We start from the raw sequence: 14,221 nt of genomic DNA, 5'->3' as shown, positions 1-14,221 counted from the left end.
AATTAAATAATTACTGACTCTTCAACAATTTCTACTAAACGAAAACGTTTTGTTGCTGATAAAGGACGAGTTTCTTGAATTTTAACAATGTCTCCTAATTTAGCTGAATTGTTTTCATCATGAGTTTTGTATTTTTTTGAGTATTTTACTCGTTTGCCGTATAATTTGTGTGTTTTGTAAGTTTCAACAAGTACTGTAATAGTCTTGTCCATTTTGTCGGAAACAACTCTACCTACATAAACTTTACGATCATTTCTTTCGCTCACTTTTGTAACCTCCTCTTTCAATTAATTATTGATTAGCCTTACTTTGTTCAATTTCTCTTTCACGAGCAACAGTTTTTAGACGTGCAATCGTTTTTCTTACTGTGCGAATACGTGCAGTTTCTTCTAATTGACCTGTAGCTAACTGAAAGCGTAGGTTAAAAAGCTCTTCTTTTGAAGATTTGATTTGTTCTTCGATTTCTGAAGTGGTTAAGTCTCTAATTTCCTTAGCTTTCATTTGTTTCACCACCCAATTCTTCACGTTTTACAAACTTAGTTTTTACTGGAAGTTTGTGACTTGCTAAACGTAGTGCTTCGCGTGCAACTTCTTCTTGTACACCAGCGACTTCGAATAAAATTCTACCAGGTTTAACGACTGCAATCCAGCCTTCAACCGCACCTTTACCGGCACCCATACGTACTTCTAAAGGTTTTTTAGTATATGGTGTATGAGGGAAGATTTTGATCCAAACTTTCCCACCACGTTTCATATAACGAGTCATTGCAATACGAGCTGATTCGATTTGACGAGAAGTGATCCAAGACGTTGTTGTCGCTTGTAAACCATACTCACCAAATGTTACATAGTTACCGCCTTTTGAACGACCAGTTGTTTTAGGACGATGTTGACGACGATATTTAACACGTTTTGGTAGTAACATGATTATTTTCCTCCTTCACTAGTGTTCTTAGTAGTAGGAAGAACTTCTCCACGATAAATCCATACTTTAACGCCTAATTTACCATAAGTAGTATCTGCTTCAGCGTGTGCATAATCGATGTCAGCACGTAATGTATGAAGTGGAACAGTTCCTTCAGAATATTGTTCAGCACGAGCAATATCAGCTCCGCCTAAACGACCTGATACTTGAGTTTTAATACCTTTAGCACCAAGTTTCATAGCTCTTGTAATAGCTTGTTTTTGTACACGACGGAATGAAGCACGGTTTTCTAATTGACGTGCGATATTTTCAGCAACTAATCTTGCATCAATATCAATTTTCTTGATTTCAATTACGTTGATGTGTACTTTTTTATCAGTTAAATCGTTTAATTTGTTACGAAGTTTATCAATTTCTGAACCGCCTTTACCAATTACCATACCAGGTTTACCAGTATGAATTGCGATATTAATACGGTTTGCAGCACGTTCGATATCTACGTGAGAAACTGATGCTTCTTTTAATTTATTATCAATAAATTTACGGATTTTTAAATCTTCGTGTAATAGTGAAGCGAAATCTTTTTCAGCATACCATTTTGCTTCCCAATCACGGATGATTCCAACACGAAGTCCGATTGGATTAATTTTTTGACCCACAGTATTCCCTCCTTAGAAAGTTATTAAGCTTCTTTAGCTTCTTCTTTACCGTCACTTACGACGATTGTAATGTGGCTTGTACGTTTATTAATCGCACTTGCACGTCCTTGCGCACGTGGGCGGAAACGTTTTAAAGTTGGTCCTTCATTAGCGTAAGCTTCTTTAACTACTAATTCATCTGTGTTCATGTCGTAGTTATGTTCAGCATTAGCTAAAGCGGACATTAATACTTTTTCGATAACTGGTGATGAAGCTTTGTTAGTTAATTTTAAAATTGCAATAGCTTCTCCAGCATTTTTACCTCTAATTAAGTCAAGAACTAATCTTACTTTACGAGGTGCGATTCTTATTGTTCTAGCAACCGCTTTTGCTTCCATTAGGATTTCCTCCTCTACTTATTAAAAATTATCTTCTTGTTTTTTTATCGTCAACAGCATGACCTTTAAATGTACGAGTTGGTGCGAATTCACCTAATTTGTGGCCTACCATATCTTCTGTTACATATACAGGTACATGTTTACGTCCATCGTATACTGCGAAAGTATGACCAATGAAATTTGGGAAAACTGTAGAACGACGAGACCATGTTTTCATTACTTGTTTCTTTTCACTTCCGTCTTGTGCTTCAACTTTTTTCATTAAGTGATCATCGACGAAAGGTCCTTTTTTAATACTACGAGCCATTTGGGCGCCTCCCTTCTTATTCTGTGCGTGCAGCTGTTACGCCGCACACCCAAATAAGTTAATTTTATTATTTTTTCTTACGTCCACGAACGATAAGCTTGTCTGATGATTTTTTACCACGACGTGTTTTCTTACCAAGCGTAGGTTTACCCCAAGGTGACATTGGAGATGGTCTACCGATAGGTGCACGACCTTCACCACCACCGTGTGGGTGATCGTTAGGGTTCATTACAGAACCACGAACTGTAGGGCGGATACCTTTCCATCTTGAACGTCCAGCTTTACCAACGTTTACTAGTTCGTGTTGGATGTTACCAACTTGACCAATAGTAGCACGGCAAGTTGAAAGAATCATACGAACTTCACCAGAGCGTAATCTGATTAATACATATTTACCTTCTTTACCTAATACTTGAGAGCTAGCTCCAGCTGAACGAGCAATTTGTCCACCTTTACCAGGTTTTAACTCGATATTGTGGATTACTGTACCTACAGGAATGTTTTGTAGTGGTAAAGCATTACCTACTTTGATATCTGCTTCAGCACCACTTTCAACTGTTTGACCTACTTGTAATCCTTTAGGTGCGATGATATAACGTTTTTCACCATCAGCATATACTAATAACGCAATGTTAGCTGAACGGTTTGGATCGTATTGGATAGAATCAACTTTAGCGTTGATACCGTCTTTGTTACGTTTGAAATCGATAACACGGTATTGACGTTTATGTCCTCCACCATGATGGCGAACAGTCAATTTACCTTGGTTGTTACGTCCCGCTCTTTTCGGTAGCGGTTGTAATAATGACTTTTCTGGTGTAGTTTTCGTAATTTCAGCGAAATCTAATGAAGTCATATTACGACGACCATTAGTTATTGGCTTATACTTTTTAAGAGCCATTGTCGTTTACCTCCTTATTGGTAATGTTTTTTAGTTGAATAAGTCGATTGAACCTTCTTTAAGTTTTACAATCGCTTTTCTTCTTTTATTTGTGTAGCCTTGGTAACGGCCCATACGTTTTTTCTTGGGTTTATAGTTGATGATGTTAACATTATCAACTTTTACGTCGAAGATTTCTTCAACAGCAATTTTAACTTGTGTTTTGTTAGCACGAGTATCAACATCGAATGTATATTTATCTTCTGCCATTGCTTCTGAAGATTTCTCAGTGATTACGGGGCGCTTAAGAATATCTCTAGCTTCCATTATCCGAGCACCTCCTCAACTTTTTTAGCAGCAGCTTCAGTGATTACTACACTGTCAGCGCTTGTGATATCTAATACATTTAAACCTTGAGCAGTTGTTACTTGAACACCTGGGATGTTACGTGCTGATAATTCAACGTTTACATCTTCGTTTTCAACAACTACTAAGACTTTTTTAGGTTGTTCTAATGTAGTTAAAACATTTTTGAATTCTTTTGTTTTTGGAGCATCGAAACCGAATGCATCTACAACTGTGAATCCATTTTCTTTAACTTTGAATGATAATGCAGAACGTAATGCTAAACGACGCATTTTCTTAGGCATTTTGTAACCATAACTTCTTGGAGTTGGTCCGAATACAACGCCACCGCCACGCCATTGTGGAGCACGGATTGTACCTTGACGAGCACGACCTGTTCCTTTTTGTCTCCATGGTTTACGTCCACCGCCACGTACTGCTGAACGGTTTTTAACAGAATGAGTACCTTGACGTAATGAAGCACGTTGTAAATTAATAGCTTCAAATAGAACGCTATTATTTGGTTCGATTGCAAATACTGCATCGCTTAATTCAACTGAACCACTTTTTGATCCGTCTACTTTTAAAACATCATAATTAGCCATTATGCATTTTCCTCCTTTCGCTTATTAATTATTTATTACCTTTTTTAATTGATTTAATTGAAGTTGAAATTTCTACTAAACCTTTTTTAGGTCCAGGTACATTACCTTTTACTAAGATTACACTGTTTTCAGTGTCAACTTGTACTACTTCTAGGTTTTGTACAGTAACTGTGTTTCCACCCATACGGCCTGGCATTTTTTGACCTTTAAATACTCTTGAAGCATCTGAAGCCATACCTACAGAACCTGGTGCTCTGTGGAAATGAGAACCGTGAGCCATTGGTCCACGAGCTTGTCCGTGGCGTTTAATAGCACCTTGGAAACCTTTACCTTTTGAAACGCCTGTAACATCAATGATGTCACCAGTTTCGAATGTATCAACTGAGACTTCTTGACCTACTTCGTATTCATCAACGTTAACGTTTCTGAATTCACGAATGAAGCGCTTAGGTGCTGTGTCAGCTTTTTTAGCATGACCTTCAGCTGGTTTATTAGCATATTTATTAGTTTTAGAACCTTTTTTATATGCTTTTTTGTCTTCGAATCCTACTTGGATTGCGTTGTAACCGTCAACTTCTTCAGTTTTCTTTTGTAATACAACGTTTTGTCCTGCTTCTACTACTGTTACTGGGATTAATTCACCGTTTTCTCCAAACACTTGTGTCATCCCGATTTTTCTTCCTAAGATTCCTTTGGTCATCGAAAGTCCACCTCCTAAATTTTTCTATTATAATTTAATTTCGATGTCTACACCAGATGGTAAGTTTAAGCCCATAAGAGCATCAACTGTTTTTGGTGTTGGGTTAACAATATCGATTAAACGTTTATGAGTACGTTGTTCGAATTGTTCACGTGAATCTTTGTACTTATGCACGGCACGGATGATTGTATAAACTGACTTTTCTGTTGGTAACGGAATTGGTCCAGAAACATCTGCACCAGAACGTTTAGCAGTTTCAACAATTTTTTCTGCTGATTGATCAATCACGCGGTGATCATAAGCTTTTAATCTGATTCTGATTTTTTGTTTTGCCATAATTTTCCCTCCTTATTCGTCTACATTTAAGTGATAGACTTCTCCACGAAAACTATCTCACACAGCGCCATGGCAAAGCGGCCGGGTGTGTCAGTAACCTTTCGCTTCATCGCGTTTCTTAAAGTCCAACATTAGATATGTTACATGAAAATCATTGATAAATCAATGGTTTCCACTAACTTTTTCTGTTCTGTCTAACACATACTTTGTTATTGTACTTTAAATGTATTGCTTATTCAACCGTTTTAGGGAATTTTTTTACTTTATTTTTAATTTCATTTCTTTAACCTAATCTTTTTAATACTAACTTCGGTTCCTTTTTATTATAATAGAAGAGAACGGGGGTGAATTAAATGAAAAACGGTATTAAACTTACCCTAGCAATAATTGGTGTTTTCTTAATCATTTGTGAATTCTTTTATGGTATTCCATTTTTAGGTGGTAGCGTTATTGTAAGCTTTGGATGGCAACCATTATTATTTAATGCGTTTCTTTATCTAATTCTTACTATAATATTATTAGTTGACACTCAAAATACTATTAAACCTATGGTGATAATTCCAATACTTGGAATTATTGGTTCGTTTGTAGCATTTATTCCTTTTGTAGGCATGATTATTCATTGGGCATTATTTGTATTGATGATTTTCTTTGTTTTTATTGTTCTAGCTGCGCCAACTTATATCCCGAATAAAAACGCAAGAGTTATCTATACACAATATAAAGATGGTCATAAATCTAAATAGCGATTATATTGCTTCGTAATAAGAAAAGACGTTCACACTTATGATGGTGTGAACGTCTTTTTTATATTTAGCCATGTACGAAGATGAAGTATAAAATGAATAATACCATTAATACATACATAATCGGATGTACTTCTTTATGTCTTTTACTAATTAACATGGTAATTGGATAGAAAATAAATCCACATGCAATACCAGTAGCTATTGAATATGATAACGGCATCATGATAATTGTAATAAATGCAGGAACTGCAACTTCGAATCGTTTCCAATTGATCTCAGCAAAATTTGCTGCCATTAACACACCCACGACTACAAGTGCTGGCGTTGTAACTGCACTTGTAACTACAGCGATTAATGGACTAAAGAATAGTGCTAATAAGAAACAGAATCCAGTTACAATACTAGCAAAGCCTGTTCTAGCTCCTACTGCCACACCTGAAGTTGATTCAATGTATGATGTAGTTGTTGTAGTACCGAAAATAGCACCTACAATTGTTGCTAGTGAATCTGAGAATAAAGCTCTACCTGCTCTAGGTAACTTGTTGTCTTTCATAATGCCGGCTTGTGTTGCTACTGCAACTAAAGTACCTGCAGTATCAAAGAAATCAATAAATAAGAAAGTTAAAATGACGATTAAGAATTGTATCGTAAATAATTGTCCTGGGTCTTTAAATGCTTCAAATGCTGCGCCAAATGTTGGTTTAATACTTGGAATATGACCTACAACGCCTGTTGGTGTGTGAATTTGACCTGTTATCATACCAACGATAGCAGTAATGATCATACCAATAAATATAGAACCTGGTACTTTTTTCGCATATAACACAACTGTAATAACAATACCGAATATTGCTAATAACACTGGGGCTTTAGTTAAATGACCTAGTGTTACTAATGTTGAGTCATTTTTAACAATGATACCTGAGCTTTGCAGACCAACAAAGGTAATAAACAATCCTATTCCAGCTGAGACGGCCATTTTCATCTGATAAGGTATTGCGTTAATTATAATCTCACGAAGGCCTGTGACGGTCAAAATCGCGAAGAATATACCTGAGAATAAAACGCCTGTTAAACCGACTTTCCATGGAATGCCCATTGTTAAAACAACTGTAAATGCGAAGAAGGCATTTAGTCCCATTCCAGGTGCTAATGCTATAGGGTACTTTGCAATAAGGCCCATAAATAATGAACCTACAAATGCTGCTAAAGCAGTAGCTACAAAAATGGCCCCTTGGTCCATCTTCATATCTTCAGATACACCTTTAACGCCTGCTAAACTTAAAACTTGTGGATTTACTGCTAAAATATAAGCCATTGATAAGAAAGTAGTGATACCACCTAAGATTTCTCTTTTGAAGTTAGTACCATATTCATCGAACTTGAAGTATTTTTTCACGGCTAATGCTCCTTTTTTTGAAATACTTTAATATTTTAATACCAATTTTCTAAAAAGACAATACTAAATACGAACTTTCATAAATTTTACTTCGTTTTTGTTCGAATTTATTTACAATTTTAGATTTTTCAAAGCATCTTTAAACGGATTGTTATCAAGTTCTTCTTGTTGATTCATGTATTTCTTCATTTCCTTTTTGGACACTTTACCACTCGACTTTTCTTTCATACGTTTATCCATTTGTGCTTGGGTTTCTGAATGACCACATACGCATCTATAAGTTGCATCTTTTCCTCTACCAAATAAAGTCATTTTCTTTTTACAATTTGGACAACGTGCATTTGTTTTTCTTTGAATATTTTTCTTTGTTTTACATGTAGGATCTTGGCATACTAACATTTGACCATTTTTGGTTTTGACTTTAATCATAAATTTGCCACATGTTGGACATTCAGTAGTAGTTAAATTATCATGTTTGTATTTCTGTTCACTATTTTTAATAATATTAACAATATCAGTTGTAAATGCCTTCATCTCTTTTATAAATTGATGTTTATTGTATCTTCCTTTTTCAATTAGTATTAATTTTTCTTCCCATTCAGCCGTTAATAATGGTGAAGTTAATTTTGAAGGTGCAAGTTCTAAAATTTGTTTACCTTTTGATGTTACTTTAATTTTGCCATCCCTTGATTCAATTGCATTCATATTGAAGAGTTTCTCAATAATATCAGCTCGTGTTGCTACAGTCCCAATACCACCCGCTTCTTTTAGTGTATGAACGTGTTTTTTATCATCCAAATGTATATAATTCTGAGGACTTTCCATAGCTTTTAATAACGTACCCTCATTAAAATAATCTGGCGGTGTTGTTTGATGTGACTTTATATCGGTGTGTTGTATGTTAACTGTTTGATTATTTTTAAAAGGATTCTGAGTTACAATTTCATTTTCTTGTTGTTTCAATGCTTTAAACCCTAATTGAGTTGTGACATTTTCGTTTAATACAAATTTGAACTGACCTACTGCTAAATGCACTTTAATATGTTGATATTCATAGGGTGGCATTAAACTTTCAAGAAATCTTTCTACTATTAACATATAGATTTTCATTTCTCTATTACTTAATTGAGATAAGTCTGGTCTTATTTCGGTAGGAATAATCGCATGGTGATCAGAAACTTTTTGGTTATTAAATATATTCATTTTAGTGGAATAAGATTGAGACATTAATTCTCTTATATTTTCTTTATATTCTGTCGGCAGTAAAGCTTGTAATCTTTCTTTGATAGTCGACACCATATCGGTCGTTAAATAATTAGAATCAGTTCGTGGGTATGTAACTAACTTATGTCTTTCATATAGATTCTGTAAGGTATTCAACGTTTCTTTTGGTCCCAACTTATAGCGATAATAAGCATCTTGTTGTAAATCTGTTAAGTTATATAAAGATCTAGGGTAAGTTTTTTTATGTTTAGACACTACTTTTTCAATTTGGCCTTTTTTATTTTTAATTTCATCTACAATTGACTTAAGTTCTTTCTGGTCAGTGATTCGACGTTGTCCAGAATCAAAGCTAAACTCAAACCCGTCTACTTTAATTATTAATGTATAGTATGTTTGCGGTTTAAATTCATTAATTTCATTTTGACGTGATTGAACCAATTGTATAGTAGGCGTTTGTACCCGACCTAAAGATAATTGTGCATCATATTTAGTTGTCAAAGCTCTTGTTGCATTAATACCAACTACCCAATCGGCTTCACTTCTTGCTAAAGCTGCATCGTATAAGTGTTGGTATTGACGGCCATCTTTTAGATGGTTAAAACCGTCTTTAATAGCTTTCTTAGTTACCGAACTTATCCATAAACGCTTAATAGGTTTTTTGTTTCCAACTTTATCTAAAATAAGTCTTGCAACAAGTTCCCCTTCTCTACCAGCATCTGTAGCAATAATAATTTCATTAACATTGTCTCTTTGCATAAGTGACTTTACTGTTTTAAATTGTTTACTTGTTTTACCAATCACTACTGTTTTCATTTGTTTCGGAATGATTGGTAAATCTTCAAGCTTCCATTCCTGAAACGACTTGTCATATTGTTCTGGAGTAGCATTCGTAACTAGATGACCTAATGCCCAAGTTACAATATATTGATTATTTTCAAAATAACCATTTCTTTTCTGATTTATATTAAGTGCACTTGCGATATCTCGTGCTACTGAAGGTTTTTCTGCTAAAATTAATGATTGCATTTGTGATAATTCCCTTTCTTATTTAACTATAATAAATATAGATTTAAGTTTATTTAATGTCTATAATGATTATGTTTAATGGATTACATTAATTGTAACATGTACATGTATCAATTAACTTTCAATTATTTGTAATTACCCATATAATTATATTAATCACAATGTTACGGAGGTAGGATTATGGACATTATTCAATTAAATGACCCTAAAGAAATAAAATCTTTCATTGAGACTTCTGATTACCAAGTAACTTCCTATTTATATAAAATACCTCAACAATTTACTGAATTTGATCAATTATTAGAAGAAGCAATAGATAATCCTGGCGCATTTGCCATCACTGAAGATAGCCAAATCAAAGCACTAATTTTTGCAATTCCATGTGAAACATATAAATTCAAAGTGATTGGCCCCTTTATAGAAACAAATTTCACATTGACCCCGGAATTATTCCAACAATTATTTGATGCTATGATAGCTGGGCAACCTGATCATGCAGTATATCATTTTTCATTTGAAGAAGGTGTACAAACATATAAACCTTTCGTTAAACAAATACAAGCCAGTTATAATTTCACGGACTATTATTTAGAAGCTCATCAAGATATAGGAGAACTTAGTAGTGAGCAAAATATTATTGAATACCAAAAAGGATTTTACCGTGCATTTTCGCGTATGCATCAGAAAACATTTAGACATGATGCTATGGATGCAAATGACATTTTAAATAGTATTGATGAAACACATCGATTATTTCTATTCGTTAGTGAAGGTTTATTAAAAGGTTATTTATATTTAGACGTCAATAAGCAACAAGCTAGTGCTGAAATAAAATATTTCAGTTCACATATTGATTATCGTATGAAAGGTATCGCCTTTGATTTATTAGAATACGCATTAAATTATGCATTTACTCATTTCGATTTGCGTAAAGTTTATTTCAAAATACGTAATAAAAACAGTAAACTTGTTGAACGTTTTAACGAATTAGGTTTTAAAACTAATTATGAATATAAAAAATATAAATTAGAACCACAACATATACATGAAACAGTTAATACTAATGACAATTAAAAATGTCTATTATACATCTCCCTATTCTTGGGCGATGTATTTTTTATCGCATCAAAACAAAATTCGAGCGATGTTTTTTACTATTCTACCAATTTGTTTTAAAATTAACTCCAAGTGTTATTAAGGGGAGCACTTAATTCGTAATTTAGGAGAGTGAGAAACATATGCAGTTTCTTGATATTTTAATCGCATTGTTACCAGCACTATTTTGGGGTAGTGTTGTTATAATCAATGTTTTCGTTGGTGGTGGCCCCTATAACCAAATCAGAGGTACTACTTTAGGTGCGCTTATTGTAGGTATTTGTTTACTTCTAAGTGGTAATGCAGCATTTGACGATTTAACAGTCATTATAGTGGGATTATTCTCTGGTGCTCTATGGGCATTTGGTCAAGGCAACCAATTAAAATCTGTTAACTTAATTGGAGTATCTAAAACAATGCCTATCTCAACAGGTATGCAATTGGTCGGTACTACATTATTTAGTGTTATTTTCCTTGGTGAATGGAGTACTATGGTACAGGTTGTTTTTGGTCTATTATCCATGGTGCTATTAGTCGCAGGTATTGCATTAACATCATTAAAAGCTAAAAACGAAGGAAAATCTGACGATCCAGAGTTCAAAAAAGCAATGGGTATTCTTTTAATTTCAACAGTTGGTTACGTTGGCTATGTTGTATTAGGAGATATCTTTAATGTTAGTGGTACTAAGGCGTTATTCTTCCAATCAGTCGGAATGGCTATTGGTGGTTTCATCTTATCCATGAATCATAAAACATCAATCAAGTCTACTGCCTTAAACCTTATTCCTGGTGTAGTATGGGCAATCGGTAACTTATTCATGTTCTATTCACAACCTAAAGTAGGTGTTGCAACTAGTTTTTCATTATCTCAATTATTAGTTATCGTATCTACACTTGGCGGTATCTTTATCTTAGGAGAGAAAAAAGACAGTCGTCAGATGACAGGCATATGGTCAGGTATTATCCTTATTATCATTGCTGCTATTATTTTAGGTAATCTGAAATAATTCATATTTTAGGAGGCTCTTAAATGTTTAAAGACTTAGAAGATAAAGTAGTCATTATTACAGGAGCCGGTAGTGGTATCGGAAAATCCTTTGCAGAAAACTTTGGTAAAGCTAAATCCAAAGTTGTACTTAACTATCGCTCTGATAAACATGATGATTCTTTACAAGAATCTGTTAATATCATCAAACAAGCTGGAGGAGATGCCCTACTTGTTCAAGGTGATATATCAAAAGAAGAAGATGTTATCAATTTAATTAAACAGACCGTTGAGCATTTTGGTACATTAGATATTATGATTAATAATGCTGGTTTTGAAAAACCAACACCAACTCATGAAATGACGCTTGAAGAATGGCAAAAAGTTATAGATATTAACTTAACTGGCGCATTTATCGGTTCAAGAGAAGCAATAAAACAATTCAGAGATGAAGATAAACAAGGTGTTATCATTAATACTTCAAGTGTTCACGATACAATTCCATGGCCTAATTACGTCCATTACGCTTCTAGTAAAGGTGGATTAAAATTAATGATGGAAACAATGTCGATGGAATATGCTCAGTTTGGTATTAGAATAAACAATATTTCTCCTGGTGCTATTGTAACTGAACATACTAAAGAAAAATTCTCTGATCCAAAAACACGTGCGGAAACATTAGAAATGATTCCTGCAAAAGAAATTGGCGATGCTCAAGACATTGCTAATGTAGCATTATTCTTAGCATCAGATTTAGCTCATTATATTCACGGTACTACCATTTATGTTGATGGTGGCATGACAAACTATCCTGCATTTATGGGTGGTAAAGGCTAAATCGAAAAATAAACCATGCAATATACATGCATAGTATATGTTATTTAATAACATTATGGCCGCATGTATTGCATGGTTTTTTTATTTAACTCTATGACAAAATGACTATGAAACAAAGAATGCTTGATACATATATAATATAATAATACTAATGACAATCGTTAAATTAGTAACCATACCTATTAAAGGTAACGTTTTGTATTTAAATTGGATTGAATAAGGTATTATCGCCACACCTACAGGTAATAACCATGTGATTAATAATGTCGTTTTAATCATTTGATCAGATACCGGTAAGAAATAATGTACCAGTAGTCCTGCACCTAAACCAATACCATAATGTAGGCATAGGTATTTGATTGCAATAGGTAAATAAGCTCGATCAATTGTAAAACTCAACATAACACCTAATAAAATCATAGACATTGGCATATTGGCTTTACCTAAAATTGAAAAGAAATCTATGGCTACTTTTGGTAAATGAATGTTAGCCATATTTAGTGTAAACATAACAATATATGTAACAAGTGGAACGGACTGAACGAGTTTTAGACCTAAAAATTTAAAGTTAAATTGGTCGCTTCCCTCACTATAGTAACTACCAACAAAGTAAGTTAAACCGAACATAATTACTGCTCCACCAATATCAACCATTCCAAAATAAACCATACCCGTTCCCGGCCAAATAGCATCTACGAGTGGATAAGCAAATAATCCAATATTCATAGAACCAATCATCATACCTACTGAACCACGCATTTGATTATTATATTTTCGAAAACACCAAATAACAATAATTTTAGCTAATACTCCGTAAATAATCATCATAACAGGCAATATCGAAAACGATGGATTTAAATCAGCATGATTCAAATTAACAATCACTAAAGAAGGTAGGGTTACATTTAAAACTAAAGTGGAAAGTACTTGACTATCCGTTGCTTTTAAGTAATTAATTCGCTTTAAAAAGTACCCTAAAGCGATTAAAAGAATAATCATTACAAATTGCTCCGTCATACTAACCCTTCTTTCACGTATCTCAACTCTTACAATTGATAACTTTAACACATTTGCTATAAATTTTAGAACCACTTTGTTTCATGATATAATTTAAATACTCTGTAAAATAATTAATAAAGGAGTTGTCTTTGAATGAATTTAGAGTCTAAATTAGCTGAACTAAAATATGATTATACGCGTCTTCAAGGTGACTTGGAAAAACGTGAGTCATTAAATCAAAATATCGATCCACTAGTTAATCAACTAGAAGAAATCGAAAAAGAGATGGCTAAGGTGAGAAAGCAAATAAATGAACAATAGTGTTTGTAGTGTCACAATATCATTACATTTTTATTATAGACATCCTAGTCATAAATAAAAGAACGTGCTAATATAAATTCGAAATAGAAAGGATGTCAATTCATGAAATTATACTTAATCTTATTACCTTTACTATACTTAATTGTAAGTTACATAAGTATATTCAAAATGAATTCTATATTTACTAGAATTTTAAGAATAATCATGGCTGTTTTATTATTATTTGTAGTTGCTATTACGACAATGCAATTCCCAAATGAAAATTGGTGGGTATTCATAGTCTTGTTACTATTAGTTGGTAATGTTGAAGTAACAGCATTTAAATCACTTAAAAATGATATTAAAGGTGTAAACATATTAAACATCTTATCCATTGGATTATTCGTAATTTATATTATTCTTACTTTAATTTTATATTAATAGTTAAGCCTCTTATCCCTTAGTTGGGATAA

20 protein-coding genes are annotated in these 14,221 nt (G+C 33.5%); 6 read left to right on the top strand and 14 right to left on the bottom strand.

Annotated features, from left to right (window positions below):
• Positions 1-2 precede the first annotated feature (2 nt).
• The 11 genes from rpsQ to rpsJ all read right to left on the bottom strand — a co-directional run bounded on the left by rpsQ (position 3) and on the right by rpsJ (position 5,134).
• Positions 3-266: a 30S ribosomal protein S17 gene (rpsQ, locus tag ssp1_RS03345; protein ID WP_002432741.1), complete on the bottom strand. Its 264-nt coding sequence runs from the start codon at positions 264-266 to the stop codon at positions 3-5.
• A gap of 25 nt (positions 267-291) precedes the next feature.
• Positions 292-501 (bottom strand): 50S ribosomal protein L29, encoded by a 210-nt coding sequence (rpmC, locus tag ssp1_RS03340; protein WP_000644737.1) that lies wholly within the window; start codon positions 499-501, stop codon positions 292-294.
• Positions 491-925: a 50S ribosomal protein L16 gene (gene rplP / locus ssp1_RS03335; RefSeq protein WP_002450520.1), complete on the bottom strand. Its 435-nt coding sequence runs from the start codon at positions 923-925 to the stop codon at positions 491-493. Before rplP ends, rpmC begins: the two co-directional genes overlap by 11 nt.
• A 2-nt stretch (positions 926-927) precedes the next feature.
• Positions 928-1,584: a 30S ribosomal protein S3 gene (gene rpsC / locus ssp1_RS03330; protein WP_075778432.1), complete on the bottom strand. Its 657-nt coding sequence runs from the start codon at positions 1,582-1,584 to the stop codon at positions 928-930.
• A gap of 23 nt (positions 1,585-1,607) precedes the next feature.
• A complete protein-coding gene (gene rplV / locus ssp1_RS03325) occupies positions 1,608-1,961 on the bottom strand; it encodes a 50S ribosomal protein L22 (protein ID WP_001829734.1) in 354 nt (117 codons plus the stop codon).
• A 28-nt stretch (positions 1,962-1,989) separates the two neighbouring features.
• On the bottom strand, positions 1,990-2,268 hold the full coding sequence (gene rpsS, locus ssp1_RS03320; protein ID WP_118828115.1) for a 30S ribosomal protein S19: 279 nt from the start codon (positions 2,266-2,268) through the stop codon (positions 1,990-1,992).
• A gap of 67 nt (positions 2,269-2,335) precedes the next feature.
• Positions 2,336-3,169 (bottom strand): 50S ribosomal protein L2, encoded by an 834-nt coding sequence (gene rplB, locus ssp1_RS03315; RefSeq protein WP_002450523.1) that lies wholly within the window; start codon positions 3,167-3,169, stop codon positions 2,336-2,338.
• Between the two features lie 30 nt (positions 3,170-3,199).
• Positions 3,200-3,475, bottom strand: coding sequence for a 50S ribosomal protein L23 (rplW, locus tag ssp1_RS03310; RefSeq protein ID WP_002450524.1), 276 nt, complete (start codon positions 3,473-3,475; stop codon positions 3,200-3,202).
• Positions 3,475-4,098, bottom strand: a complete 624-nt coding sequence (gene rplD / locus ssp1_RS03305) for a 50S ribosomal protein L4 (RefSeq protein WP_002450525.1) — start codon at positions 4,096-4,098, stop codon at positions 3,475-3,477. The genes rplW and rplD overlap by 1 nt, the downstream gene beginning before the upstream one ends.
• Before the next feature lie 28 nt (positions 4,099-4,126).
• Positions 4,127-4,798 carry a 50S ribosomal protein L3 gene (gene rplC / locus ssp1_RS03300; protein WP_002450526.1) on the bottom strand — a complete coding sequence of 224 codons (672 nt, stop codon included), beginning with the start codon at positions 4,796-4,798 and terminating at the stop codon, positions 4,127-4,129.
• 27 nt (positions 4,799-4,825) lie between these two features.
• Positions 4,826-5,134, bottom strand: a complete 309-nt coding sequence (gene rpsJ, locus ssp1_RS03295) for a 30S ribosomal protein S10 (RefSeq protein WP_001118667.1) — start codon at positions 5,132-5,134, stop codon at positions 4,826-4,828.
• Positions 5,135-5,487: 353 nt separating this feature from the next.
• On the opposite strand from rpsJ, the gene ssp1_RS03290 reads away from it, so the two are divergent.
• A complete protein-coding gene (locus ssp1_RS03290) occupies positions 5,488-5,880 on the top strand; it encodes a hypothetical protein (protein ID WP_002450527.1) in 393 nt (130 codons plus the stop codon).
• A gap of 67 nt (positions 5,881-5,947) precedes the next feature.
• Here ssp1_RS03290 and ssp1_RS03285 read toward each other — a convergent pair whose 3' ends face one another.
• Together ssp1_RS03285 and ssp1_RS03280 are read right to left on the bottom strand one after the other, a co-directional pair.
• A complete protein-coding gene (locus ssp1_RS03285) occupies positions 5,948-7,282 on the bottom strand; it encodes an NCS2 family permease (protein ID WP_002450321.1) in 1,335 nt (444 codons plus the stop codon).
• A gap of 111 nt (positions 7,283-7,393) precedes the next feature.
• Positions 7,394-9,532: a DNA topoisomerase III gene (locus ssp1_RS03280; protein WP_075778434.1), complete on the bottom strand. Its 2,139-nt coding sequence runs from the start codon at positions 9,530-9,532 to the stop codon at positions 7,394-7,396.
• Positions 9,533-9,712: 180 nt separating this feature from the next.
• Here ssp1_RS03280 and ssp1_RS03275 point away from each other — a divergent pair, with 180 nt between their 5' ends.
• From ssp1_RS03275 to ssp1_RS03265, 3 genes are all read left to right on the top strand, one after another.
• Positions 9,713-10,606 carry a GNAT family N-acetyltransferase gene (locus ssp1_RS03275; RefSeq protein WP_002450319.1) on the top strand — a complete coding sequence of 298 codons (894 nt, stop codon included), beginning with the start codon at positions 9,713-9,715 and terminating at the stop codon, positions 10,604-10,606.
• Positions 10,607-10,770: 164 nt separating this feature from the next.
• The gene (locus tag ssp1_RS03270) at positions 10,771-11,634 is read left to right on the top strand and encodes a GRP family sugar transporter (RefSeq protein ID WP_002450318.1); all 864 of its coding nucleotides are present in this window, start codon (positions 10,771-10,773) and stop codon (positions 11,632-11,634) included.
• 23 nt (positions 11,635-11,657) lie between these two features.
• Positions 11,658-12,449 carry a glucose 1-dehydrogenase gene (locus tag ssp1_RS03265; protein ID WP_107536118.1) on the top strand — a complete coding sequence of 264 codons (792 nt, stop codon included), beginning with the start codon at positions 11,658-11,660 and terminating at the stop codon, positions 12,447-12,449.
• 105 nt (positions 12,450-12,554) lie between these two features.
• Here the strand turns inward: ssp1_RS03265 and ssp1_RS03260 are convergent, their stop codons facing one another.
• The gene (locus tag ssp1_RS03260) at positions 12,555-13,466 is read right to left on the bottom strand and encodes an AEC family transporter (protein ID WP_002450316.1); all 912 of its coding nucleotides are present in this window, start codon (positions 13,464-13,466) and stop codon (positions 12,555-12,557) included.
• 135 nt (positions 13,467-13,601) lie between these two features.
• Between ssp1_RS03260 and ssp1_RS11900 the strand changes: the two genes are divergently transcribed.
• Together ssp1_RS11900 and mspA are read left to right on the top strand one after the other, a co-directional pair.
• Positions 13,602-13,769 carry an SE1832 family protein gene (locus tag ssp1_RS11900; protein WP_162886114.1) on the top strand — a complete coding sequence of 56 codons (168 nt, stop codon included), beginning with the start codon at positions 13,602-13,604 and terminating at the stop codon, positions 13,767-13,769.
• A 102-nt stretch (positions 13,770-13,871) separates the two neighbouring features.
• Entirely contained in the window at positions 13,872-14,189 is a 318-nt protein-coding gene (gene mspA, locus ssp1_RS03255; RefSeq protein ID WP_037551736.1) for a membrane stabilizing protein MspA, read from the top strand.
• The last annotated feature ends 32 nt before the right edge of the window (positions 14,190-14,221 follow it).

Origin of the sequence: Staphylococcus sp. M0911 (assembly GCF_003491325.1) — a bacterium.
Lineage (GTDB): Bacteria > Bacillota > Bacilli > Staphylococcales > Staphylococcaceae > Staphylococcus > Staphylococcus warneri_A.
This window is presented reverse-complemented; position numbering and strand designations above follow the sequence as displayed.

What these genes read in the sequence shown, in the direction of transcription:
- ssp1_RS03275 (WP_002450319.1), top strand. Translation starts at nt 9,713, where the DNA reads ATGGACATTATTCAATTAAATGACCCTAAAGAAATAAAATCTTTCATT.
- ssp1_RS03260 (WP_002450316.1), bottom strand. Translation starts at nt 13,466, where the DNA reads ATGACGGAGCAATTTGTAATGATTATTCTTTTAATCGCTTTAGGGTAC.
- ssp1_RS03280 (WP_075778434.1), bottom strand. Translation starts at nt 9,532, where the DNA reads ATGCAATCATTAATTTTAGCAGAAAAACCTTCAGTAGCACGAGATATC.
- rplC (WP_002450526.1), bottom strand. Translation starts at nt 4,798, where the DNA reads ATGACCAAAGGAATCTTAGGAAGAAAAATCGGGATGACACAAGTGTTT.
- ssp1_RS03265 (WP_107536118.1), top strand. Translation starts at nt 11,658, where the DNA reads ATGTTTAAAGACTTAGAAGATAAAGTAGTCATTATTACAGGAGCCGGT.
- ssp1_RS11900 (WP_162886114.1), top strand. Translation starts at nt 13,602, where the DNA reads ATGAATTTAGAGTCTAAATTAGCTGAACTAAAATATGATTATACGCGT.
- rplW (WP_002450524.1), bottom strand. Translation starts at nt 3,475, where the DNA reads ATGGAAGCTAGAGATATTCTTAAGCGCCCCGTAATCACTGAGAAATCT.
- rpsJ (WP_001118667.1), bottom strand. Translation starts at nt 5,134, where the DNA reads ATGGCAAAACAAAAAATCAGAATCAGATTAAAAGCTTATGATCACCGC.
- mspA (WP_037551736.1), top strand. Translation starts at nt 13,872, where the DNA reads ATGAAATTATACTTAATCTTATTACCTTTACTATACTTAATTGTAAGT.
- rplB (WP_002450523.1), bottom strand. Translation starts at nt 3,169, where the DNA reads ATGGCTCTTAAAAAGTATAAGCCAATAACTAATGGTCGTCGTAATATG.
- ssp1_RS03270 (WP_002450318.1), top strand. Translation starts at nt 10,771, where the DNA reads ATGCAGTTTCTTGATATTTTAATCGCATTGTTACCAGCACTATTTTGG.
- rpmC (WP_000644737.1), bottom strand. Translation starts at nt 501, where the DNA reads ATGAAAGCTAAGGAAATTAGAGACTTAACCACTTCAGAAATCGAAGAA.
- rplD (WP_002450525.1), bottom strand. Translation starts at nt 4,098, where the DNA reads ATGGCTAATTATGATGTTTTAAAAGTAGACGGATCAAAAAGTGGTTCA.
- ssp1_RS03290 (WP_002450527.1), top strand. Translation starts at nt 5,488, where the DNA reads ATGAAAAACGGTATTAAACTTACCCTAGCAATAATTGGTGTTTTCTTA.
- rpsS (WP_118828115.1), bottom strand. Translation starts at nt 2,268, where the DNA reads ATGGCTCGTAGTATTAAAAAAGGACCTTTCGTCGATGATCACTTAATG.
- rplP (WP_002450520.1), bottom strand. Translation starts at nt 925, where the DNA reads ATGTTACTACCAAAACGTGTTAAATATCGTCGTCAACATCGTCCTAAA.
- rplV (WP_001829734.1), bottom strand. Translation starts at nt 1,961, where the DNA reads ATGGAAGCAAAAGCGGTTGCTAGAACAATAAGAATCGCACCTCGTAAA.